Genomic DNA, 22042 nt, shown 5'->3' on the forward strand with positions numbered 1-22042 from the left:
GAAACCTTCGCCGGCGCGCGTCCGAACAATGGCCGGATGGCGCGGCGAGGCATTTCCTTCAACCCACCGGATTGAGCCCATGATCTTCCATTTCCGTTCCCGATGCGCATCGCCCCGGCTTCTGACAGTCGGATTTCATTTACTGATGCTGGCTTGGGCCCAACCGGGCGCCGCGCAATCGGTCAATGCGGATAAGGCCGCCACGTTGCCCGCCATCGAGGTCGACGGTCTGCCGCAGGACGAAGGCCTCGTGCCCCAGCGCGCGAGCGCGGCGATGCGCGCCAGCGTGCCGTTGGTCGAGACGCCGCAGTCCATCTCCGTCGTCACGCGGGCGCAAATGGACGCGCAAGACGTCCATTCCGTCAATGAAGCCTTCCGCTACGCGCCCGGCATCGCCACGGAAGCCTGGGGCGGCGTCGGCGCGTATGACGAACTCACCATCCGTGGTTTCACGTCGACCAACGATATGGTCGACACTTTTCTGGACGGCTTGCGCATGGGCGAGGGCCTGGTCTTCGGGTCGCAGCAGATCGACGCTTTTCTGCTCGAACGCATGGAGGTGCTGCGCGGTCCGGCATCGGTGTTGTATGGCAGGGCCAATCCCGGCGGGGTGGTGGTCCTGACCAGCAAGTTGCCGCGCGAGCAGGCCATCCGGCGGGTCGAGCTGGAGGGGGGATCGTATGGCAACCGGCGCGCTTCCTTCGACCTGGGCGGCGCGGCCGATGCGAGCGGCACGCTGCTGTTTCGCGTCGTCGGCACGGCCATGAACAGCGACGGCCACATGGACGGCGCGCCGGTTCGTCGCCGCGCGGTCGCGCCGTCGTTGACCTGGCAACCGAGCGCGGCCACCCGCTTTACGTTGTACGCGCGTTATCAGGGGGACCCCCAGTCCGGCATGATCGGCTCGCTGCCCGCGCAGGGCACGATGCTACCCAACCCGCACGGTCGGCTGCCAATGCGCTTGAACACGGGCGAGCCTTCGTATGATCGCTTCTCCCGCACCCAGCGCGCGGCGGGCTATCAATTCGACCAGCGTCTGGCCGGCGACTGGTCGCTGTCGCTGAACGGCCGCTACGCCGATATCGACGTGCAGTACGCCGCCGTGCGCATGACAGGCTTGCGGCCGGACCTGCGCACCATCGATCGCTACGCCAACGCGTCGGACGAACGCTATAACACCCTCGCGCTCGATAACCAGGTGCGTGGACGCTTCGCCACCGGTGTCTTGCAACACGAACTGCTGGCCGGCATAAGCTGGGAACAACTGCGGGGTCGTGGCGACTTCAGAAAGGGCAAGCCCCCGTCGCTGGACATCCCGTCGCTGGACATCTTCGAACCGGTGTACGGGATGCCCATCCCCGCCGCCTTGCCCGTGGGCATGGACAATCGCGTGCGCTCGACGCAGATGGGCTTCTACCTGCAAGACCAGTTGTCGTTCGGCGGTTGGCACACCATGCTCGGCCTGCGGCATGACCGCTCCACCATCGACACCGTGGACTTTCGTTGGCGCAACGACTTTACGCAGCATGATCGCGCCACCACCGGCCGGATCGGCACGCTCTATCGTTTCGAGAACGGCCTGGCGCCCTATGCCACCTACGCCCAGTCGTTCCAGCCCATCAATCAACTATCGGCCCGCGGCACGCCGTTCCAGCCCAGCCGGGGTGAACTGTTCGAGGCGGGCCTCAAATACCAGCCACTGGACTGGGACGCGCTGTTCACCGCCGCCCTCTACAACCTGACGCAGGCCAATGTGCTCATCCCCGACCCCGCCAATCCATGGCAGCGTATCCAGGAAGGCGAGATGCGTTCTCGCGGCCTGGAACTGGAAGCGCGTGCTCGCCTCGCCGCGCAATGGAGCGTGATCGCCGCCTACACTTGGCAGCAGGTCGAATACACCAAGGGCAGTGCGGATATCGTCGGCAAGCGGCCCGTGCGCGTGCCGGCGCAATTCGGCGGCGTCTGGCTGGCGTGGGATGCGCCGTCGGGCCTGGGCGCGGCGCTGGGCGCGCGCTACCACGGCGGTACCGCCGGCGGCATGCAAGTGGAGGAATTCCGCACGCCGTCATTCACGCTGCTCGATGCGCAACTGCACTACGACTTCGGGCGGCAATCGCCGTCCATGAAGGGCGCCCGGCTGCAGCTTAACGTTGCCAACCTGACCAACAAGCGCCACGTGGCGGGTTGCTATGACATGGGCACGGGTTGCTTCCCTGGGTTGGGCCGGCAGGTGAATCTGACTTTGGCGTATCAGTGGTAGCGGGACGGGGCCGGCATTGCGAGGCGACGCCGGCGCGTCAGACGCCCGCCGCCCTGCGCTTGTATTCCCCCGGCCCCACGCCAAACTCCTTCCGGAACGCCGCCGCGAAGTGGCTGGGATTCGAATACCCCAGGTCGAACGCCACCTCCATCACCGTCACCTTGCCCGCCCGCAGCCGCTGCTGCGCCTCGCGCATCCGCGTCTGCTGGAACAGGCCATAGACGCTGTGCCCAAACAGCTCGCGGAACCCGCGCTTGATGCGCATGGCGCTCAAGCCCGTCTCCGCGGCCATCTGCGCCAGCGTGGGCGGGTGGGCGAGGTCGGCCAGCAGATAGTCGCGCGCCGCCATCAGGCGTTGCCGTTGCGGCGTGGCGGTATTGGCGCGGCGCAGGTCCGCGTGGCCGGTTTCGAGAAACAGGCCGGTGAGCATCATGGCCTGCGCTTCGCGGATCAGCCGCGCGCCGGGCGTGTCGCAGGCGGGCGTGCGCAGGTGCTTCAACTCGCGGCTGATGGCGAGCGCGGCTTGATGCAGCTTTTCGCCGCGGTAGCCGGTGCGAAAGCAGCTGCCGGAGTCCAGTGAGCGCCGCAGCGGCGCGTCCTCTTCGTCCTCGATCCACGTGCGCAGCACGTCCGGCCGCAGCGCAACGGTCAGACTCTCGCACCCCCCCCTGTTGGACAAAGCGTCCGCGACGATCCGGCGTGTAGTACACGCAGCCGGACGTTTCCCTGACGGCCTCGCCCTGTCCGGCGACGCTGCCTTCCAGCCAGCAATCGGTATTGCCGCGCAGTTGATACGACAGCAATACACGGCCGCCGTCGTCACGCGTGTGCACGGTGAACGGCTGCTCGAACGCGCTTTGCCAGTGGCACAGCTCGATGCCTTCCGCCACTTGCACGTAGACCAACCGGTGCCGTTGTCCCGGCAGGAAGTGCGCCAGGAAGTCCGTGTCGAACATCGAGGACGTGGGCAAGTCGGGCAGGGCGGAAGGGGCGGCGTGGCGCGGCATGTCGGGGTGGGTCTTCATAAAGCGGTGCCGGGGAACCGTTTCGGGGGCTGCGACCCGATCCGGGTAGTTAAAGGAATGAGACGTAATATTAAATGGAACGGCTTCAAAGCAATGTCCATACATCGCGCCGGCGACACGCGCCGGGTCTCGGGATGCATGCCATCAAACAAACGGACCACGCTCATGATCTTCCAATCCCGCGCCAGATGCGCATCGCCCCGGGTTCTTACTGTCGGATTTCATTTGCTGCTGCTGGCCTGGGCTCAGCCCGGCGCGGTGCTGGCGGCCGAAGCGGCCAAGGCGGGGGACGCGCCCACCTTGCCGTCCGTCGAGGTCGTCGGCATCCCGCAGGACGACGGCGTGGTGGCGCGCCGCTCCAGTTCCGCCACGCGCACCGACACGCCCCTGATCGAGACGCCGCAGTCCCTCTCGGTGGTCACCCGCGAGCAGATGGACGCGCGCAACGTGCGCTCGGTCAACGAGGCCTTCCGCTACGCGCCCGGCGTCGCCACCGAATCCTGGGGCGCCGTCACCGCCTATGACGACATGAGCATCCGCGGTTTCACCACGGACAACGGCCCCGTCGACACCTTCCTGGACGGCATGCGCCTGAGCCGCGGCATCGTCTTCGGCGGCCAGCAGGTCGATCCCTTCCTGCTCGAACGCATGGAAGTGCTGCGCGGTCCCGCCTCGGTGCTGTACGGCACCTCCACGCCCGGCGGCGTCATTGCGCTGACCAGCAAGCTGCCGCGCGAAGACGCCGTGCGCCTGATCGAAGTGGAAGGCGGCACCAGCCGTTACCGTCGCGGTTCGTTCGACCTGGGTGGCAAGGCCGACGAACGCGGCACGCTGCTGTTCCGGGTCGTCGGCACCGCCATGAACAGCGACGGCCAGCTCGACGGCACTTGGCTGCGCCGCCGCGCGGTCGCGCCCTCGCTCACCTGGCAACCCAGCGCCGCCACCCGTTTCACGCTGTACGCGCGCTACCAGGACGATCCCGGCCTGGGCATGATCTCGTCGGTGCCGGGCATCGGCAGCGTACTGCCCAACCCCCACGGCCAGCTCCCGCCCCGCTTCAACGTGGGCGAGCCGGGCTACGACAAATTCGCGCGCACCATCCGCGCCGTCGGCTACCAGTTCGACCAGCGGCTGGCGGACGACTGGTCGATGAGCCTGAACGGCCGCTACACCCGCGTCGACAGCGACTATGACGCCGTGGTCCTGGCCGCCTTGCAGCCGGACCTGCGCACCATCGACCGCCAGGTGCTGGGTTCCACCGAGCGCTACAACAGCTTCACCCTGGACAACCAGCTGAAAGGGCGCTTCGCCACCGGCGCCGCGCGCCACGAACTGCTGGCCGGCCTGGTGTGGGAGCAGATGCGCGGTGATGGCGACTACCGCACGACCTACAACGGCACCAAGCTGGATCTCTACAACCCCGCCTACGGCGCGCCGCAGCCCGTCCCGCCCACGGTCATGGACAAGGGCATGCGTTCGACGCTGACCGGCCTTTACGTGCAGGACCAGATCGCGCTGGGCAACTGGCACACCACCATCGGCGTGCGCCAGGACTGGTCGACCATCGACGCTACCGACAGGCTATGGCACAGCGGCTTCACGCAGAAGGACCAGGCCACCACCGTGCGCGTCGGCACGCTGTATCGCTTCGGCAGCGGCCTGGCGCCGTATGCGACCTACGCGCAGTCCTTCGAGCCCGTGAACAGCCTGTCCGCCAGCGGCGAGCCGTTCAAGCCGACCCGGGGTGAGTTGTTCGAGACCGGCCTCAAGTACCAGCCGGAGAACTGGGACGCCCTGTTCTCCGCGGCGATCTACCACCTGACCCAGACCAACGTGCTGAGCGCTGACCCCGCCAACCCGCGCCTATCCGTGCAGTCGGGCGAAGTCCGCTCGCGCGGGCTGGAACTGGAAGCGCATGCGCGCCTGTCACCGCAGTGGAGCGTGATCGCGGCGTATACCTGGCAGAACGTCGAATACACCAAGGGCAATGCCAACGAAGTGGGCAGGACGCCGTCGCGCGTGCCGACGCGCTTTGGCGGCGTCTGGCTGGCGTGGGATGCGCCGTCCGGCCTGGGCGCGGCGCTTGGAGTGCGGCATAACGGCGGAAGCTGGGGCGGATACAAGACGCTGCAGGACTTCCGCGTGCCGGGATACACCTTGGTGGATGCGCAACTGCATTACGATCTGGGGCGGCAGGTGCCCAGCTTGAAAGGGACGAAGGTGCAGTTGAATGTGTCGAACTTGACGGACAAGCGGTATAGCGGGGGATGCTATGACCTGGATAACGGCTGCTTCGCGGGGGCGGGGAGGGTGGTCAGTTTGAAGGTGGGGTATCAGTGGTGAGACGGGCGGATTGATGGCGGGGGCGGGCGCGTCGGTGGACGGCCCGCATCCTCGGCTATTGAATCCATGACGCAGGGGCGTGCGCTCACGCAGCTATGTCGTCGCCGCGATGTTGGAATGCCGTAGTTTGGTTTTCAGCTTGGCTTCCAGTACACCCAGGCCGATATTGCCGCAGCCCACCAGGGTCAGGTCTTGCAGGCCGGGCAACGCCTCCAGGGTGTTGATATCGGTGATCCGCTTGCAATATTGGATATTCAATTGTTCCAACGCCGGCAGGGCGGCAATTGGGCCAATGGTTTCCAACAGGCCTTGATTCTTGAGCCGCAGCGACCGTAGTCCGGAAAGCTGTTCAATCCCCGCCAGCGTTTTCAACGAGCGTCCCGCCATCAGCCCCAGCGATACAAGAGGCAACGCCGCGATGCGGTTAAACAGTGATTCATCGAACGATACATTGAACAGATTCAATTCTTGCAGCGGCAGTCGCAAGACCTGATCGAGCAGTTTTCCCGCCTTGTCCGGCAACATCGACAGCGACTTCAGCGCCGGAAAATCCTCCGCCTTGAACCGCATCGGAACGTTCACCTCCAGCGATTCCAATTGCGGCATCACTCCCGCCGACCAGGTATATGACCCCGGGCAATCGAAAATCGACAGATGCCGCAGGCTGGCCGGCAGCATCTCGGCGCGAAGGTTCTTGACCACCGAGACCTGGATATTGCCGGGTCCGATGGACAGATGCGTCAGAGACGGCAGCCGGGCGATCAGTTCCGGCAATTCCTGCACCGGATCCAGAGGTGGTGCCCATAGATGGACGTATTCGATCGTCGCCAGCGTGGCCGCGTCGGGCGGCGCGTCGTAGAACAGGATTTGATCCGAGCCATGCACCTGCGCGGCCTGCCGGCTGTGCATCAACAGCCATCGCTTGTCGCGGCCGGGTTGGGGTGTCGAGAACGGGATCAGCGACATGCGGGCTCCGGAGTGATGATGGCTGGGCCTGATTGCTTATTCCGCGGCCTTGGGCGGCAGATCCTCCGCCGTCACGCCGCCGCGCCCCATATACGCGCCGAACACCGTGCCGATGGTCTTGACCAAGCTATGCGAGTTCATGACCTCGCCATGGATATCGTCGATACCGTCGTCGTCCGGTTGCAGCTTGCTGGCGTGCCCGACCCATTCGATGGCGGCAAAACGGTTCTTCTTGGCGCCGTGACCGCGCGCATAGGCCAGGCCGATTTCGGCGCTGGCGCGGGCGGCGCGCCAGTCGTCGTCTTCGTCGACCAGTGGCCGCAGATACTCGCGCACGCCGCTCTGTTTTTCCGCGTCGGTGCCGTGGTCGCGCAGCAGCACCCCGATGCGCAAGCGCGCCAGGGCGTCGGCTCGCGGTTCTTCGCGCGATTCCTGTAGCAGCCGCAATACCGTCTCGACATTCTCGCGGCGCGAGAAATCCATCTTGCCGTCGAACAGGTGCCGATGCGCCATGTTGTACTTGGCCAGCGGCGAACCATCGTCCACCGCGCGTTGCAGCCATTCGTCGCGCACCGCCTCGTCCAGATAATGGTCCGGCGTGTTGTCGCGGAAGCCGCGGTGAATGTCGTACATGCTGCTGGCCGCGTCGGGCAGGCGCCGGTCCGCCAGCTGGCGCGTCAGGAAATAACCTTCCTCGTGCGCGCCGCCGTCCCACAGCATCGCCGCCGCCGCCAGCACGTTGAAACTGTCGTCCGCCTGATCCCGCCCGAGTTCCGTCGCGCGATCGAGCAATTGCTGCGCCTTGGCTGGATCCTGCTCAAAACCCCACAGCCCGAACTGATGCGCCACCGCCACCAACGCCTGCGGCGTCGCCAACTGGTTCCAGTGGCACATGCGTTCCAGCGCGCGCTTGAAGGCGCCGTCGTCGTCCGGCAAATGGTGGATCAGCGTCACGCGCGCAAAACTGCGGAACGGCCCGTCCACGTTGGCGAAATACATATTCCCCGGGAACGCCGCCACGCTTTGCGCGTGCAATTGGCGGGCGCCCGCGTGGTCGTCCAGCGAATAGCTGGTGAAATGCGCGAACCGGCCCAGCGCCTCGCCGCGTTCTTCCGGCCGCAAATCGCGCTGCAGGAACGATTCGAAGGCCTGGCGATGAGTTTCCACCGCCTGCGTTTCTACCGATTCCGGAAAATCGCTCAGCTCGTCCCACAGGCCGATCCAGCGGATCGCGTTGCGCTGCGGTTCCGTCAGCGTCTCGCACAGCGGGCCGCTGGCCAGGCCGTCGATATCCTCATAACTGCCGCCCCAGCGCGGTTGCAGATACTGCGCATATGCGGTCAGCGTTTCCATGTGGCCGGGGCGCAATTCCAGTGCGCGCAGCAGCCAATAATCCTTGCCCTGGTCCATTTCATGCTCGGCGCGCGGCGCGAGCCAGGCCGGCAGGGCCTGCGGCGCCTGATCCGGCTGCAGGCGCGGCACGCCGTATTCCGCCAGATGCGCCAGCGCGGCATCCATCAGGCCGGGTTCCTCGATGTCGTCGTGGGTAATGGTCTCCGGGGGGTTGCCTTCGAACAGCTGACGCAGCCAATACGGCTCTTTGAAATGCGCGGCCATTTGCATCAGGGTCACGCAGGCCGCCACGGGACGCGGCGAAAGCGTCATGGCTTTCAACAACGCGGCGGCGGCGGTTTCGCAGGCCAGGGCGGCGCCGATCCAGCGATCCTGCGTCACGCTGTCTGCCCAGCCAAAGCCGCGGATATCCGCGGCGCGGCCGAAGCAGAAGTTACCCAGGACCAGATGGGCGTGGTAGGAGTCGGGGCAGGCGGCGATCCAGGCCTGGAGGAAGTCGGCGGCTTGCGGGTAGGGAACGGTGCTGTAGTCGAAGAGGGTGCCGGAGAGGACGGCTTCGGAATAGGGCGAGTCCTGGGTGTCGGTGGCGGCCCAATCTTGCTGTTCCAGATCGCTGTAGTAGGCGTCGATTTGAGAAAACGCGCGGGATTGAACCAGGGCGCGGAGGTCGTGGCGGATGGCGGTAAGCAGGAACAAGACGGCTACCTAGTGAATGAGCTAGCGGGTTGCAGAAGTGTGGATGATGCCTTATCTGCTGGCTGAGTTTATATGCAATAATACAATTTACAATATTTAATTTCTAAATGTAATATGCATGAATCAATCTTGATCAGATCGCATGGAGTACATCAAGGCTCTTGATCACTAAGGTCATTGTTGGCCGACCAGTCGAATCGCTGAATAAACGCCCAATCGAAAATGGCTTGTGTCGGAATTTTTGTGGGCTTGTGACTCAGATCTTAAGTCAGGAAAAAAACCAATCCTATGGAGCAACATAGCAGATTATTTTTGGTGCGTGGCTACTATTGGATTAATCAAAGAGTTCGAGAAGTCGTCTGATTTTTTTGATGGTGCGTCTTGGTTAACAATTAATGATTAGTGTGATGGATCTTGGGGCGGCTAAGGAAAAGATAGTGACAAGAAAAATTATTCGATCGCTGGCTGTGGCAATTCCAGTTGTAGTGTTGTTGGGAGCAGTGACCCTTTCGTTGCTTGGATATGGTGTGGCCCTTGCAATTGAAAGTACGTTTGGTATTCCTCGGGATATGTCTTACAGTTCGCCACTCGGCCTTCTGCATTTGGCTAGTTACGCAATCGGAGGTTGGATTGATTACTTGGGGTCCTTGGTTGAATCAGAGAAATTTCAAAGATATGCGCTAGGAATGGCCGGATTTGGAATGATTTTAACGATTCCTTTTCTTGTTTATAGATACCGCGTGGAGAAAAGAAAGAAGGGTTTGGTGAGGGGTTATGGGCTAAAGCGTAGATTTAGTCAGAACATATTTGCCCGAGTTTTTTCTGGTTTTGGAGGATGGTTTGCTAGGGAAAAATTATATCTATTGCCTTTTTTTGCATTCGCCAGTGGCCCATGGCTTGTTGTTGGCGCTTTTACGCTTCTTTCGTTGATATTTGCCTTTCTTCCGTTGATTGGGCAAGGAATGGCTGCAAGATATTTTTATTCATGGACGATTTCGGCAGATTGTTGCACTCCGATTAGCAGTCGAGCGGATTGGCTGGATAGAAAGAATTTAGATGAGAGCAGTGATGTGGGGGAAAGGGTTAAGGTCGCAACGTGCCTATCTCTTTGGAGGGGGGATTCATTTGTAGCCGAGGGGCGTCATGTTGCCTCGACGGACAAAAATATCATCCTATTTGACCCAATGTCCGGCAGTGTGCGCGTTGAATCTACCGACGGAATTTCTGTCCGCGTTAGCGGTATGCCTGCCAAAGAGTTGCGTAAGTTAATAGAGAATGCGCGATCTGGGGGCTGATGGTTCGCATGGTATTGATGGCTGAAGACGCAAGTAGGATAAGATTTTAATAAACCGGAGATTGGCATGTCGAGCGGTTATGAAATTAATAGTACTGAAGGAAGTGATGGTCGAGAAAATGAACTGACATCAAAGCTTGAGAGACGATTTGCAGACGTTGAGTCTTCATATTTGCAATTCCGAAATATTTTGAGTGCCGTGGAAGCTAAAGTTGATGAGATTCAGAGTGCCGCTAGTTCCGTGCTCGCGATAAAGACTCAAGTTGTTGATGAACAGGTCGTTATAGCCACGAAATCGACTCATATCCAAAATGCCCAGGAGCACGCTGATTCCGTTCGCGCTGAATTGGACAGAATTCAAACTTCTGCGACACAACAGGCGACTGAGGTTGAAGGGCAGAGGCAGCGTGCTCTCAGTGCTGCCGACACGGCAGCAGCCGTCGCCCTTGATGTTCAGCAACGCGCGGCAGAATTAAGCGCGGCTGTCGATGCTGCTTTGGCTTCTCGAGATGATGCGATAGCTGCATCGGCGACAGCAAAATTACTTGCGGAGAAGGCGGATAACACCGAGCGAATAATAGCTGCCTATGAAAAAAAGCTATCAGAGCTTGAGGTCAAATCTGCAGCCCAGTTGGAACTTATCACTAGCCTTTTGCCAGGCGCAACCGCTGCGGGTCTAGCCCACGCCTTTGACGATCGTCGAAAGACATTCTTGAAACCCGGCGAACGTTGGCAAATGATCTTCGTTGGTTCAATAGTCTTGCTGGTTCTGCTTGCCTTGTCTGGACTATGGAATATTTACAACACGGGTAATTCACTTACGTGGGGTGAATTGGGCAGGTTGTGGCTGGCGCGCCTACCTATAGCAGCAGCCCTGATTTGGCTTGCCATGCATGCCAGCCGGGAGGCTGCTCTCGCCAAGCGATTGGAGGAAGACTATGGATACAAGGCTGCCATTGCTGCTTCATTTCAAGGATTCCAGAAGCAAATGGCAGATATTGTCAATTCGGCCGCGGAAAATTCTCCTTTGGCTAAACTTTGCGGCGATACACTGGCGACAATAGCGAATCCTCCAGGTCGAATCTATGAACGGCACCAACTCATCGTTACGCCAGGGGATGAATTGTTGAGTGCGGCTGCGAATACAGTCGGGCTGGAAAGAGCGAAAGTATGAGAACTTAGGGAATAGATGTGTTGTGTCGAATCGATGCTCGGTAAGCCGACTTTTCCAGTCTCCTTAGATTGGAGCCGCTTCCTGGATTTGGGAAATTTATTACCACTCTTTTGTCATAAAACTCCCCAGGCACTATTGATAAGGTGGGGGAGATGCTAGCCGCTGAGCCGATCGAAAGCGATATTGGTCATCCAAGCAATCGTTAGCTTAGAGTCTCTTATGTACGGATTTGAATCGGCGTGTCGAAGTGAGTTGCCGCCTTTTCGGCGGCTGTTCACTTTTCTTGCCGCTAATCTGGAGGTCAGTGATGCTATCGAAAAATTTAGAAGTGAGCATAAAGTGAAGTTGTCGAGTCGAAGCAAGTTTTTTCGATTTTTCAACACACATACGTCGAGGTGTAAGAGGCTACAGTCACGATTCGTTAATCAGTGGATCGATGAACCCAGTATTTTGTAGGTGCTGCCGAGAAATAGTAAGAATTAAGCGAGTCGCCCGTCACCCCTCATCCCCATCCCGTACACTACCCCGACAACCAAGGAGCCCCATGTCGATTCAAACCCTAGGCCGTTGCGGTGTCGTTCTGTTTCTCGCCGCGCTGAGTTCCGGCTGTTCCCTGACCAACGAATGCCGGTGGAACCGCAGTAGCTGCATGTACGACGGCAAGTATGAACAAGGCGAAGAAGACTACGCAGAAGCGGAAGCGAAGCGCCTGAACAAGGCCTCGACCGATCGGTTGCGTAGAAGCTCGGGGGATTGAGCGATAGCTCAGCGCTGGCGGTGGCGCGGCTGATGGCCCGGCATCCTGTCGATTGCCCACTCTGGCGACGTGCTGGCATCCCGATGGCGCCAAGCACACCGCAACCGCGCCAATCAATGCAATGACCCTTCCGTCATTGCTACCCTAAGCTCCAAATGCGCCCCGTCCATAGCCGTCTCTGCAAGATCCGCAATGTGATCGCAGAGGCTCTCAATCCCGCCTAGCAAGTTGGCGCTGATCCACGGTTCCAGCGGTTCCGCCCCGGTACTCTCGGGTTCCGTCGCGCTGTTCCCCACAATCCGGGCGATGGCCCAGATTCCCTGGCAAGCCCGTTCAATCTTCCGAAGATCAGCAAATCGAATAGGGACGCTCTCCGGATCATCCGGCGTGGCCCAGCGGTCAAGGGTGTAGGAGTGGTCGTTCATCGCGGCTGCCTCAGTCGTTAAGCCCACGCCCCCGTTGTCAGTCGGGGTGGGCGAGCGCAAGGCCGGGTTGACAGACCGATGACCAAGGGAAACCGGCGCACGCGAACGTGCCCCAGCCTAGGCTCGCCCATAGGAGGGACGTGCGTCAGCCTACGAACATGAAAACGCCGCTATTGCAGCGGCTGTCCGCCCAAGGTCATTCCGGCTGTCAATCCGGACGATCGTTGTTGCGATCGCAAGATGAGTATGGGCGTGACGCACATTGGCAGCAATGCCAAGAGTGACATTCTCATCCCTATCCGAGACGAGCGTTCAAAACAAAAAGGACCCCACAGGGTCCTTTTTCAATTCTCAAGCCGCTTGCGGCAGGAAAAACCGATCCTTCAACTCCTGCAACCCAATCCGATCCAGCATCTCCGTCAGCCGGTCCGCCGGTTTCCGACGCGGCAGATCTTTGTACTGCGCAATGATCAGCTCATTCTTCATCGAATGCTCCCACCCCACCAGCTCCGTCACGCTGACCTGATACCCGTGCGCTTCCAGTTGCAAGCACCGCAGCACGTTCGTGATCTGGCTGCCAAACTCCCGCGTGTGCAGCGGATGCCGCCAGATCTCCGCCAGCGGATCGGCCAGCGCCTTGACCTTGTTCTTCCTCGGCACCGACGCCACTTCCGCCTGGCAGCAGGGCACGACCACGATGTACTTGGCCTTTTTCTCCAGCGCGAAATGGATCGCGTCGTCGGTGGCGGTGTTGCAGGCGTGCAGGGCCGTGACGACGTCGATGGTCGCGGGCAGTTTGTCGGAGGTGATGGATTCGGCCACCGACAAGTTCAGGAACGACATGCCGCCAAAGCCCAGGCGCTTGGCCAGTTCTTCCGATGACTTGACCAGTTCCTCGCGGGTTTCGATGCCGTAGATGTGCGAGCCGTTCTTCAGCGCGTCGGGCTGTTCCTTGAAGAACAGGTCATACAGGATGAAGCCCAGGTACGACTTGCCCGCGCCGTGGTCGGCGAGGGTGACGGCGCCGCGCTGTTGCTGGACGTCCTTGAGCAGCGGTTCGATGAACTGGAACAGGTGGTAGACCTGCTTGAGCTTGCGGCGGCTGTCCTGGTTCATCTTGCCGTCGCGGGTCAGGATGTGCAGGGCCTTGAGCAGTTCGATCGACTGGCCGGGGCGGATGTCGTGGGTTTTGTCGGACATGGGGGTAAGGCAATGCGCCCCGCGTGGGGCGGGGCGCATGAATAGGCGGAAAGCGTCATTTTAACGAAAACCGCTGGCTTTCCGTCCGGCTGCCGACAGGGTGGGCCTGTTTGGCGTTGAGCCGTGCGCGGGTCGGCCGACTACCCGGCGGTTATCCGCCGGCGGCCGGCGCGACGGCGGCGCCGTCGATGCCGTGGCGGGCCAGGGCCTGGGCCACGAAGCCGCTGCGTTTCATGTCTTCGACAAAGTCGGCCAGGACGCGCGCCGCCGCTTCGCCGCGCCCGCGCGGCAGGCCCATGGCCTGGCGGATGGTCATGAAGCTGCCGGGCAGCAGGCGCAGGCCGCCCAGGCGGAGGGCGTCGGCTTCCAGTTGCTGGCGCACGCCGGCGGCGACGTCGGTGCCGGTCTGCAGGAAGGTGTCAACCACGGTGGGCGAGGTGGCGGCGCGGGTGATGGCGGCGCGTTGCAGTTCGCGCGTCAGGTAAAGGTCGTAGGCGCTGCCCAGGCCGACGGTGACGCGGTGGCGCGGGTCGTCGACCTCGGCGATCTCGCGCAGGGGCGAATCGTTGCGCACCAGGTAGGCGCCTTCGATCAGGACGTAGGCGTCGGTGAAGGCGATGCCGGCGGCGCGCTTGGGGTCGATGGCGAAGAAGCCGATGTCGGCGGCTTCCTGGCTGACGGTGTCGACGGCCTTGCCGGCGCTGTCCAGGACGATGAGTTCCAGGGCGACGCCGAGCCGCTGCGCGAAGGCGCGGGCCAGGTCGACGGAGACGCCGGCGGCCGCGCCGCTGCCGTCGCGGGTGGCCAGGATGGGGTTGCCGAGGTTGATGGTGGCGCGCAGCACGCCGGTGGGGGTGAAGGCCTGGATGATGTCGGCGGGGATGTTGGCGGTGCCGGAATGCGCGTGGGCGTCCGAACGGGCGGTAGTGTTGGAAATCGCGGTCATGGTGGTCATGGCAAAGGACGGTGGGAAATTCAAAGGTGGTGGCAGCCAACTCACACGCTGTACCGCCCCGCACCCGGCGCACAGCACAGGTCGATCCGTTGCGGCTCCAGATCGTCCCCGAACCACGCATTGATCGCGGCGCGGCGTTCGCCGACGTAGACCGGCGCGCCATGGGCGTCGAGCTTCATGCCCAAGTCATGTCCCGGCACCAGCAGGGTATCGGGCCGCTTGCGCCACCATTCCCAGATGCGTTCCAGGCTGGCGTGGCTGGCGTCGGCGTCGGCGGTGTCGGCCACCTGGCCCGAGACCAGCTCGGCGCGGTTCTTGGCGGCGTCGCCGGTGAAGAGGATGGGCTGGCGCGGGTCATCGACGTAGAACAGCAGATGCCCGGGGGTATGGCCTGGCGCGGCGATGGCGGTGATGCCGGGCAGGAAGGCGTCGCCGTCGTCGATACGGCGCACGCGGTCCAGTTGGTCTAGTTCGCGCACGTACAGTTCGGGCAGCGGGTTGAATCCCGGTGGCTGCGCGGCGGCCCATTCGAGTTCCCGCGCGCCGATCCAGACGGTGGCGTTGGGGAACAGCGTGAAGTTGACGGCGTGGTCGTAGTGGGCGTGCGTGAGGACGACGTCGGTGATGTCGGCCGGCGCGACGCCGCAGGCGTCCAGGTGGCGGCCGAGCAGGTGGCGCACGCCGAACGCGCCGACGTCCACCAGGATCCTGTGGCGGTCCGAGCGCAGCAGGGTGCTGGTGCTCCAGCCCAGGCCGCCATGGCAGACGGCGCGGCCCGGGTAGCCCTGGATCAGGATGTCGATCTGGTACATGGGGTCACTCCGCGGTGATGTGGGCTTCGCTGATCAGCTGGCGGTAGCGTTGCAGGTCGTCGCGCAGCTGGCGCGTGAATTCCTCGGGCGTGCCGGCGATGATTTCGTTGCCGCCTTCGGTGGCCAGCTTGCGCACCACTTCCGGGTCTTTCACCGCCTGGACCACGGCGTCATGCAGGGTGGCGATGATGCGCGGATCGGTGCCGGCGGGCGCCAGCAGGCCCTGGAACTGGGTGATGACGAAGTCCTTGTAGCCGAGTTCCTGCATGGTGGGCAGGTCGGGCAGGCTGGAGGCGCGGCGCGGGCCGGTGACGGCATAGGCGCGCAGCTTGCCGGACTGGATGTGCGGGGTGGCGGTGACGGTGGTGTCGAAGGTGAACGACAGTTGTCCGCCCAGTACGTCGGTCAGGGCCTGGGCGTTGCCCTTGTAGGGCACGTGCGTCAGTTGGGTGCCGGTGCGCAGGGCCAGCAGTTCGCCGGCCAGGTGGCCGCCGGCGCCCAGGCCGGCCGAGCCATAGGTGACCGCGCCGGGTTTCTTGCGGGCGGCGGCGAGCAGGTCGTCGATGCTGCGCGCGGGCGATTGCCGCGGCACCACCAGCGCGTACTGGTAGCTGGTGATCTGGCTGATCGGGGCGAAATCCTTCAGCGGGTCATAGGGCGTTTTCTTGTACAGCGACGGGTTGACCACCAGCGGGCCGCTGGCGTCCAGAAGCAGGGTGTAGCCGTCGGGCGCGGCCTTGGCGACGAAGTCGGTGCCGATCATGCCGTTGGCGCCGGGCTTGTTCTCGACCACGATGGTGCCCTGCAGGGTCTTGGCCATGCGGGCCGCGACCACGCGCGCGGTGATGTCGGCCGCGCCGCCGGCCACGTACGGCACGATCAGGCGGATCGGCTGGCTGGGGTAGTCGGCGGCGCGGGCCAGCGGCGCGGCCAGGGTCGCCGCCAGGACCAGGGTGAGTCGGGCGATGTTCTTCATGTTGTCGGTCTCCTCCGGGATGCTGGCTCAGCCCTGGCCGGCGTGTTGGCGCAGCAGGGCCAGGACGTCCGCGGCCACTTCGATGCCGTGGGCGCGCTGGCGCGCCAGCTTTGCCAGTTCGATCTCGCCGGGCTGGATCACGGGGCGGGCCGGGTCGGCGGCCGGGCTGGCGTGCAGGATGGCGGCGAAGTCGTTCATGCGTTCGGCCAGCCATTGGGTCGAGCCCAGGCGGCGAGTGTCGATCAGCAGGAAGAAGTGGCCCAGGTTTTGCGGTTCGTCGGGCGCGTCGACCCAGGATTTGACGTGGGTGAGGTAGGCGGCGTTGGACAGCAGGCCGGCGAACAGGTCCACCATCAGCGCCAGGCCGTAGCCCTTGTGGCCGCCGATCGGCAGCAGGAAGCCGTCCAGCGCTTGTCTGGGATCGGTGGTCGGTTGGCCCTGGGCGTCGGTGGCCCAGGTGTCGGGGATGGCCTGGCCGGCCTTCAGGGCGTTGCGGATCTTGGCGCGGGCGACCACGCTCATGGCCATGTCGAGCAGGAAGTGGGCGCCGTCCGGGTTCGGCACGGCAAAGCCGATGGGGCTGTTGCCGACGCGCGCGTCGGTGCCGCCCCAGGGGGCGATGGTGGTGGTGGCGTTGCTGCCGATGATGCTGGCGTAGCCGGCCTCGGCGGCGATCAGGCCGTAGGGCGAGATCGGGCCGAAATGGTTGCTCTGGCGGGCGAACGCCAGGCCCACGCCGCATTCGCTGGCAGCCTGCATGGCGGCGCGCAGCGCGTGCATGCCGACCAGCGGGCCGACGCCGTTGTCGCCATCGACCAGGCGCAGCGCGGGGGCAGGGCTGTCCACGCGGATGCGGGCCTGGCGGTTGATGCCGCCGACCTGCAGGCGCTCGCCATACGATTCGATGCGCGACAGGCCGTGGGTGGACAGGCCGAACAGATCGGCCAGCACCAGGATGTCGACCACGTCGACGGCGTCCTGGCGCGGCAGGCCCAGGCCTTCGAAGGCGCGCACGCCAAGCGCGCAGTTCGGTTTCCGGGACGAGGGAGGGGGAGCCAGCAGTGGCGGCCATGATCAGCAATCCTTGTGTGAAAAAAGAGGGGGCTTATTCGGCGGAAAGACGGGCGTCTTTCACCACCTGGCTCCAGCGGCGCTCTTCGGCGTCGATGAAGGCGGCGAATTCGGCCGGGCCGGCGCCGGAAGGCTCGGCGGCGTCATGGGCCAGGCGCTGGCGCACGGCGTCGGTCTGCAGGGCGCGCTGGGCGGCGGCCTGCAGGCGCGAGATCGCTTCCTGCGACGTGCCGGCCGGGGCCAGCAGGCCGAACCATTGCGAGCTTTCGAAGCCGGGGTAGCCCTGCTCGGCCACGGTGGGCACGTCCGGCAGGATTGGCAGGCGCTGGGCCGAGCCGACGGCGACGATCTTGATCTTGCCGGCCTGCGCATGCGGCAGCAGGCCGGGGATGCCGGCCGCGGCGGCGTCGATGTTGCCGGCCAGCAGGTCGGTGACCTGGGCGCCGGTGCCCTTGTACGGCACGTGCACCACGTCGATGGCGGCGGCGGTCTTGAGCATTTCGAAGGCCAGGTGGCCGGCGCTGCCGTTGCCGGCCGAGCCGTAGTTCAGGACGCCGGGCCTGGCGCGCGCCAGCGCCACGAATTCGGGCAGGGTGGCGGCCGGCACCTTGGCGCCCACGGCGAACACCATGGGCAGCTTGGCCAGCAGGATGATCGGGGCGAAGTCGCGGCGCGGGTTATACGACAGGTTGGGCATCATGGTCGGGTTCACCGCCAGGGTGCCGACGTGGCCCAGGATCAGCGTGTAGCCATCGGGCCGGGCGCGCGCCGCTTCCACCGTGGCGATGCTGCCCTGGCCGCCGCCCTTGTTCTCGACGATGACCTGCTGGCCCAGGTCGCGCGACATTTCCACCGCGACGGCGCGCGCCACCACGTCGGAACTGCCGCCCGGGCCGTAGGGCACCAGCAGGCGGATGGGGCGTTGCGGCCAAGTGTCGGCGTGGGCCGAGAAGGGGGCGGACGACAACAAGGGGGCGGCGGCCAGCGCCAGCGCGGTGCGCAGGCAGGCTCTCCGTAACGGCTTCATGGGCGGGTCTCCTGTTCAGGCCGCTATTGGTTGCGGCTGGGAGACATCGTGCCCCGCGCCCGGAATCGAGTAAAGTGCAAAAATTCGTTCAATTCTTGATGAAAACGCATGAATTTCGACCTTGCCGATTTGCGCGCCTTTCTGGCGGTGGCCGACCTGGGCAGTTTTCGCGCGGCGTCCGAGGCGCTGCACCTGTCGCAGTCGGCGCTGTCGCGCCGCGTGGACAAGCTGGAGGCGGCGCTGGGGGTGCAGCTGATGACGCGCACCACGCGCAAGGTCGAGCTGACCACCATCGGCCGCGGCTTTGTGCCGCGCGCCCGCAGCGTGCTGAATGAGCTGGAGAGCGCGCTGGTCGGCATCCGCGACGTGGCCGAGCGGCTGTCGGGCATGGTGACGATTGCCTGCGTGCCGTCGGCGGTGGCGTATTTCCTGCCGGATGTGATCCGCGAATACCACGCCAGCTATCCGCGCATCCGCATCCGCATCATCGACGAGTCGTCCTCGCAGGTGCTGACGGCGGTGGCGCGCGGCGACGCGGACTTCGGGCTGACCTACATCGGCGCCAATGATGCGGAAATCGAGTTCAAGCCGCTGCTGGAAGAGCCGTTCGTGGCGGCGGTGAGCCGCAAGCATCCGCTGGCCAAACGCAAGTCGGTGGATTGGGCCGATCTGGAGGCGCATCCGTACATTACCCTGGCGCAGGGCAGCGGCAATCGTTTCCTGATGGACCAGGCGCTGGTGCACAGCGGCAGCCGGCCGCGCCATTTCTGCGAGGTGCAGCACGTGCCGGCGCTGGTCAGCATGGTGGAGGCGGGCCTGGGCGTGGGCGTAGTGCCGCGCCTGGCGATGCCGGATGAGGACCATGGCACGCTGGTCAGCGTGCCGCTGCGCAACCCCGCCGTGAGCCGCACGATCGGGCTGATCCATCCGCGCGGCAAGACCTTGAATCCGGTGGCGCGGCTGTTCTACGACCTGCTGGCGCAGCGGGTGGAGGCGCGGCAGAAGTAGGGGGGTGCGCGGTTCAGCCGGCACGCCGCTGCGTCGTCAGCCGCCTGCGCAGAAGGGCGTCAACCGCGAGCCGAAAAGCAAACAGGCCGCGAAAACGCGGCCTGTCCAGGTACGACTCGGCGCGGTTCGCGCGCGATCGTCAGACCTGCACGACCACCGGCTCGCCCAGGTTCAACATCAACCGGTTGGCCCACGCGAAGATCGCGTCCGAATGCAGCAGGTCCAGCACTTCGCCGTCGCTCAGGCCCACGTCCTTCAACGCTTGGATGCTGGCCGCATCCACCGAGGCCGGCGCGTCGGTGATCTGGATCGAGAACTTGCCGATCGCCAGTTCGCGCGCGGTGGTGCCGGCGGTGGCCGGGTCTTCGAACACCTGCGCGATCACGTCATTGCGCTTGGCCAGTTGCTCGAAGCGCTGCGCGTGCACCGAGGCGCAGTAGACGCAGCCGTTGACGCGCGACACCACGGTCGCGCCCAGTTCACGCTCGGCGCGCGACAGGCCGCCGGGCGCGTACATGATGGCGTTGAACGCGGTGGAGCGCTGGCGCAGGATCTCGGGCTGGTGCACCAGGAACAGGTAGTAATCCGAGACCTTGGCCTTGGGGTGGCTTTCTTCCAGGACCGCGATCTGTTCGGGCGTGGCGCTGTCGACCTGGACCACGTCCAGCCACGCCTTCCACTCCAGCACTTCGTTGGTGAAGCCGTGCGCCTTGATGACGGCGCCGGGTTCGGTGGCGGCGGTGTTGGCCGGGAAGGGCGCGGGCGGGGTGCCGGCCGCGGCGGGCTTGGCTGCCAGCGCCTGCATGGCCTGCAGGCCGGCGACCAGGCGCACCTGGTACGACAGGAACGCCACCAGTTGCGACAGCGTGACCACGGCAGGCGTGGAGACGCCGGCGGCCGGCAGGGTCTTGAGCGCGGCCTCGTCGCCTTCGACGGGCTTTTCGATCAGCTTGCGGGTGAATTCCAGGATCGCGGCCAGGCGCGGGTCGGCGGCGTCCGCCGGCTTGCCGGACTCGGCCACCTGGATGTCGGCGGCGCTGGTGCCGGCCTCGACCAGGCGCTGGCGGTAGTGCGCGGCCAGCGCCGGCGACGGCGTCAGGCGCGCGGCGTACAGCGCGACCAGCAGGCGCTCGGCCAGCGTCAGGCCGGGCAGGGCCGGGTCGAACAGGGCGTCGTAGCTGCCCTGGGTGGCGGCGGCGACCTTGTCGCGCTGGTGGCGCACGGCGTAGGCGGCGCTGTCGGCCTTCAGGCCGACGAGCTGGTCCACCAGGTCGCGGGCGGCGTCATAGACGATGGGTGCTTGTGCCATTGGGAAAGTCTCCTTGGATGTCGTTCAACCGGCGTTGCCGGGCGTGGCGGCCGCGCCGGCCTGGGCGCGATCCGCGGACGGCGCGGCCTGGCCGCGCGCCTTGACCGCGGCGTCCAGGAACTTCAGCACGCCTTCCCAGGACTCCTGGTCGGCGCGCGCATTGTCCTTGGGGTTGCCGCCGCTGGTGCTGATCTTGCCGGACACGGGGTGGGCGTAGACCAGCTGCGTGGTGGGCACGTAGGGGAACAGGATCGAGTGGCCGCCGTTCTCGTAGTCCAGCCATTGGACGGGATACGGATGCCGCACCTCGGCCAGCTTGTCCTGCACCATCTTCGAATACAGGCTGGACGGCCACGAGCCGTCGTCGGTGGCGGATAGCAGCATTACCGGACCCTGGATGTCCTCGACCTTGATGCGGGCGCGGGCCACGGCGTCGGGGTCCTGCAGCGCGGTGAGGATGGCCTTTTCATGACGATGCGGCGAGGGGCCTTCGTCGAACGGCGCCCAGGTGGCGGTGCGGTTGTTTTCCCAGACGTGCGGCAGGGGCTTGCCGCCCAGCAGCCAGGTCGGGCCTTCGCGGCCGATCTTGGGGTCGCAGGCGTTCTGGCCGCTGTGGACCACGGCGCCGGGCACGTAGGCCACGACCGCCGACACTTCCGCGGGGAAGGTGGCGCCCAGCAGCAGCACCAGTTCGCCGCCGCGCGACTGGCCGCTGATGGCGACGAAGTCGTGCTTGGGCTGGACCTTCTTGCGCAGCCAGCGCAGGCCGGTCTGGAAGTACTCCAGCGGCGTGTTGGAGATGTAGTTCGACAGGCCCGGCGCCTTGAAGTAGGCCAGGGCGAAGGCGGCGTAGCCGCGCGACGCGTACAGCGCGGCGCGCGGTTCGTTGATGCCGCCGCCCGAGCCGTTCAGGATCAGCACGGCGGGATGCGAGCCGGGCGTGGCGCCGGGCGGCAGGTAGAGCGTGCCGACCAGGCCTTCCTCGCGCACTTCCTGGCGGGTGACGCCGTCGGCCGCCAGGCGCTGGGTGAAGCGGGCGATGCTCTGCGCGCCGGCGGCGCGCGCCACGACTTCGGTGACCAGCGCCTCGGTGACCGGGTGGTTGAAGTGCTCGCGGCTGGGCGAGTCCACGGGCGACTGCGACCAGATCAGGCCCATGGGCGAGACGCCGCCGTAGTCGCCCGAGACGGGCGCGTCGCGGCTCAGGTCGACCACGCCGTCCTCGCCCGCGACGAAGGCGGCCTGGCTCTGCCAGAGCACGCCGTTGCGGCGGGTGAGGGCGGTGATCTCCACCGTCTGGCCGGGCGCGACGTGCTCCACCCGGATCTGGCGGGGCACGTCGATGAGCGCGTCGGCGGGTTGGATGCTCAGGGTAGGAACCATGATGCGCC

At 64.5% G+C, this 22042-nt stretch carries 17 protein-coding genes; 6 read left to right on the forward strand and 11 right to left on the reverse strand.

All coding sequences use genetic code 11. The features are described 5' to 3' along the window. Positions 1 to 79: 79 nt before the first annotated feature. Positions 80 to 2260 carry a TonB-dependent siderophore receptor gene (locus AOZ49_RS23875; RefSeq protein WP_197286768.1) on the forward strand — a complete coding sequence of 727 codons (2181 nt, stop codon included), beginning with the start codon at positions 80 to 82 and terminating at the stop codon, positions 2258 to 2260. Positions 2261 to 2297: 37 nt separating this feature from the next. Here the strand turns inward: AOZ49_RS23875 and AOZ49_RS23880 are convergent, their stop codons facing one another. Next, the gene (locus AOZ49_RS23880) at positions 2298 to 3083 is read right to left on the reverse strand and encodes a helix-turn-helix transcriptional regulator (protein WP_231690427.1); all 786 of its coding nucleotides are present in this window, start codon (positions 3081 to 3083) and stop codon (positions 2298 to 2300) included. A 427-nt stretch (positions 3084 to 3510) separates the two neighbouring features. Between AOZ49_RS23880 and AOZ49_RS23885 the strand changes: the two genes are divergently transcribed. Beyond that, positions 3511 to 5628, forward strand: coding sequence for a TonB-dependent siderophore receptor (locus AOZ49_RS23885; protein WP_054478123.1), 2118 nt, complete (start codon positions 3511 to 3513; stop codon positions 5626 to 5628). 93 nt (positions 5629 to 5721) lie between these two features. Here the strand turns inward: AOZ49_RS23885 and AOZ49_RS23890 are convergent, their stop codons facing one another. Beyond that, entirely contained in the window at positions 5722 to 6594 is an 873-nt protein-coding gene (locus AOZ49_RS23890; RefSeq protein ID WP_054478130.1) for a leucine-rich repeat domain-containing protein, read from the reverse strand. A 36-nt stretch (positions 6595 to 6630) separates the two neighbouring features. After that, positions 6631 to 8643 carry a DUF4034 domain-containing protein gene (locus AOZ49_RS23895; protein ID WP_054478131.1) on the reverse strand — a complete coding sequence of 671 codons (2013 nt, stop codon included), beginning with the start codon at positions 8641 to 8643 and terminating at the stop codon, positions 6631 to 6633. A gap of 395 nt (positions 8644 to 9038) precedes the next feature. On the opposite strand from AOZ49_RS23895, the gene AOZ49_RS32695 reads away from it, so the two are divergent. The 3 genes from AOZ49_RS32695 (at position 9039) to AOZ49_RS31940 (ending at position 11868) form a co-directional block, all read left to right on the forward strand. Next, positions 9039 to 9938 carry a hypothetical protein gene (locus AOZ49_RS32695; protein ID WP_197286769.1) on the forward strand — a complete coding sequence of 300 codons (900 nt, stop codon included), beginning with the start codon at positions 9039 to 9041 and terminating at the stop codon, positions 9936 to 9938. A 66-nt stretch (positions 9939 to 10004) separates the two neighbouring features. Then, positions 10005 to 11111, forward strand: coding sequence for a hypothetical protein (locus tag AOZ49_RS32700; protein WP_156355736.1), 1107 nt, complete (start codon positions 10005 to 10007; stop codon positions 11109 to 11111). 544 nt (positions 11112 to 11655) lie between these two features. Then, complete coding sequence (locus AOZ49_RS31940; protein WP_082380569.1) at positions 11656 to 11868, forward strand: hypothetical protein; 213 nt, start codon at positions 11656 to 11658, stop codon at positions 11866 to 11868. Positions 11869 to 12644: 776 nt separating this feature from the next. On the opposite strand, the gene AOZ49_RS23905 is transcribed toward AOZ49_RS31940, so the two are convergent. The 6 genes from AOZ49_RS23905 to AOZ49_RS23930 form a co-directional block, all read right to left on the reverse strand. Then, on the reverse strand, positions 12645 to 13493 hold the full coding sequence (locus AOZ49_RS23905; protein ID WP_054478135.1) for a class I SAM-dependent methyltransferase: 849 nt from the start codon (positions 13491 to 13493) through the stop codon (positions 12645 to 12647). Positions 13494 to 13644: 151 nt separating this feature from the next. Continuing rightward, complete coding sequence (locus AOZ49_RS23910) at positions 13645 to 14439, reverse strand: transporter substrate-binding domain-containing protein (RefSeq protein WP_197286770.1); 795 nt, start codon at positions 14437 to 14439, stop codon at positions 13645 to 13647. A gap of 50 nt (positions 14440 to 14489) precedes the next feature. Continuing rightward, complete coding sequence (locus AOZ49_RS23915; RefSeq protein ID WP_054478136.1) at positions 14490 to 15260, reverse strand: MBL fold metallo-hydrolase; 771 nt, start codon at positions 15258 to 15260, stop codon at positions 14490 to 14492. A gap of 4 nt (positions 15261 to 15264) precedes the next feature. Then, the gene (locus AOZ49_RS23920; RefSeq protein ID WP_054478138.1) at positions 15265 to 16236 is read right to left on the reverse strand and encodes a Bug family tripartite tricarboxylate transporter substrate binding protein; all 972 of its coding nucleotides are present in this window, start codon (positions 16234 to 16236) and stop codon (positions 15265 to 15267) included. 27 nt (positions 16237 to 16263) lie between these two features. After that, the gene (locus AOZ49_RS23925; RefSeq protein ID WP_242609097.1) at positions 16264 to 17250 is read right to left on the reverse strand and encodes an Ldh family oxidoreductase; all 987 of its coding nucleotides are present in this window, start codon (positions 17248 to 17250) and stop codon (positions 16264 to 16266) included. Between the two features lie 91 nt (positions 17251 to 17341). Then, positions 17342 to 18334 carry a Bug family tripartite tricarboxylate transporter substrate binding protein gene (locus AOZ49_RS23930; RefSeq protein ID WP_054478141.1) on the reverse strand — a complete coding sequence of 331 codons (993 nt, stop codon included), beginning with the start codon at positions 18332 to 18334 and terminating at the stop codon, positions 17342 to 17344. Positions 18335 to 18442: 108 nt separating this feature from the next. Here AOZ49_RS23930 and AOZ49_RS23935 point away from each other — a divergent pair, with 108 nt between their 5' ends. Further along, complete coding sequence (locus AOZ49_RS23935; RefSeq protein WP_049054069.1) at positions 18443 to 19342, forward strand: LysR family transcriptional regulator; 900 nt, start codon at positions 18443 to 18445, stop codon at positions 19340 to 19342. A gap of 139 nt (positions 19343 to 19481) precedes the next feature. Here the strand turns inward: AOZ49_RS23935 and AOZ49_RS31945 are convergent, their stop codons facing one another. Together AOZ49_RS31945 and AOZ49_RS23945 are read right to left on the reverse strand one after the other, a co-directional pair. Next, entirely contained in the window at positions 19482 to 20651 is a 1170-nt protein-coding gene (locus AOZ49_RS31945; RefSeq protein WP_082380570.1) for a CMD domain protein, read from the reverse strand. Between the two features lie 24 nt (positions 20652 to 20675). After that, positions 20676 to 22034 (reverse strand): acyl-CoA thioester hydrolase/BAAT C-terminal domain-containing protein, encoded by a 1359-nt coding sequence (locus tag AOZ49_RS23945; protein ID WP_054478143.1) that lies wholly within the window; start codon positions 22032 to 22034, stop codon positions 20676 to 20678. Between the last annotated feature and the right edge of the window lie 8 nt (positions 22035 to 22042).

It is taken from the genome of Achromobacter sp. 2789STDY5608615, from assembly GCF_001298995.1.
In the GTDB taxonomy this organism is placed as follows: Bacteria; Pseudomonadota; Gammaproteobacteria; order Burkholderiales; family Burkholderiaceae_B; genus Achromobacter; species Achromobacter insuavis.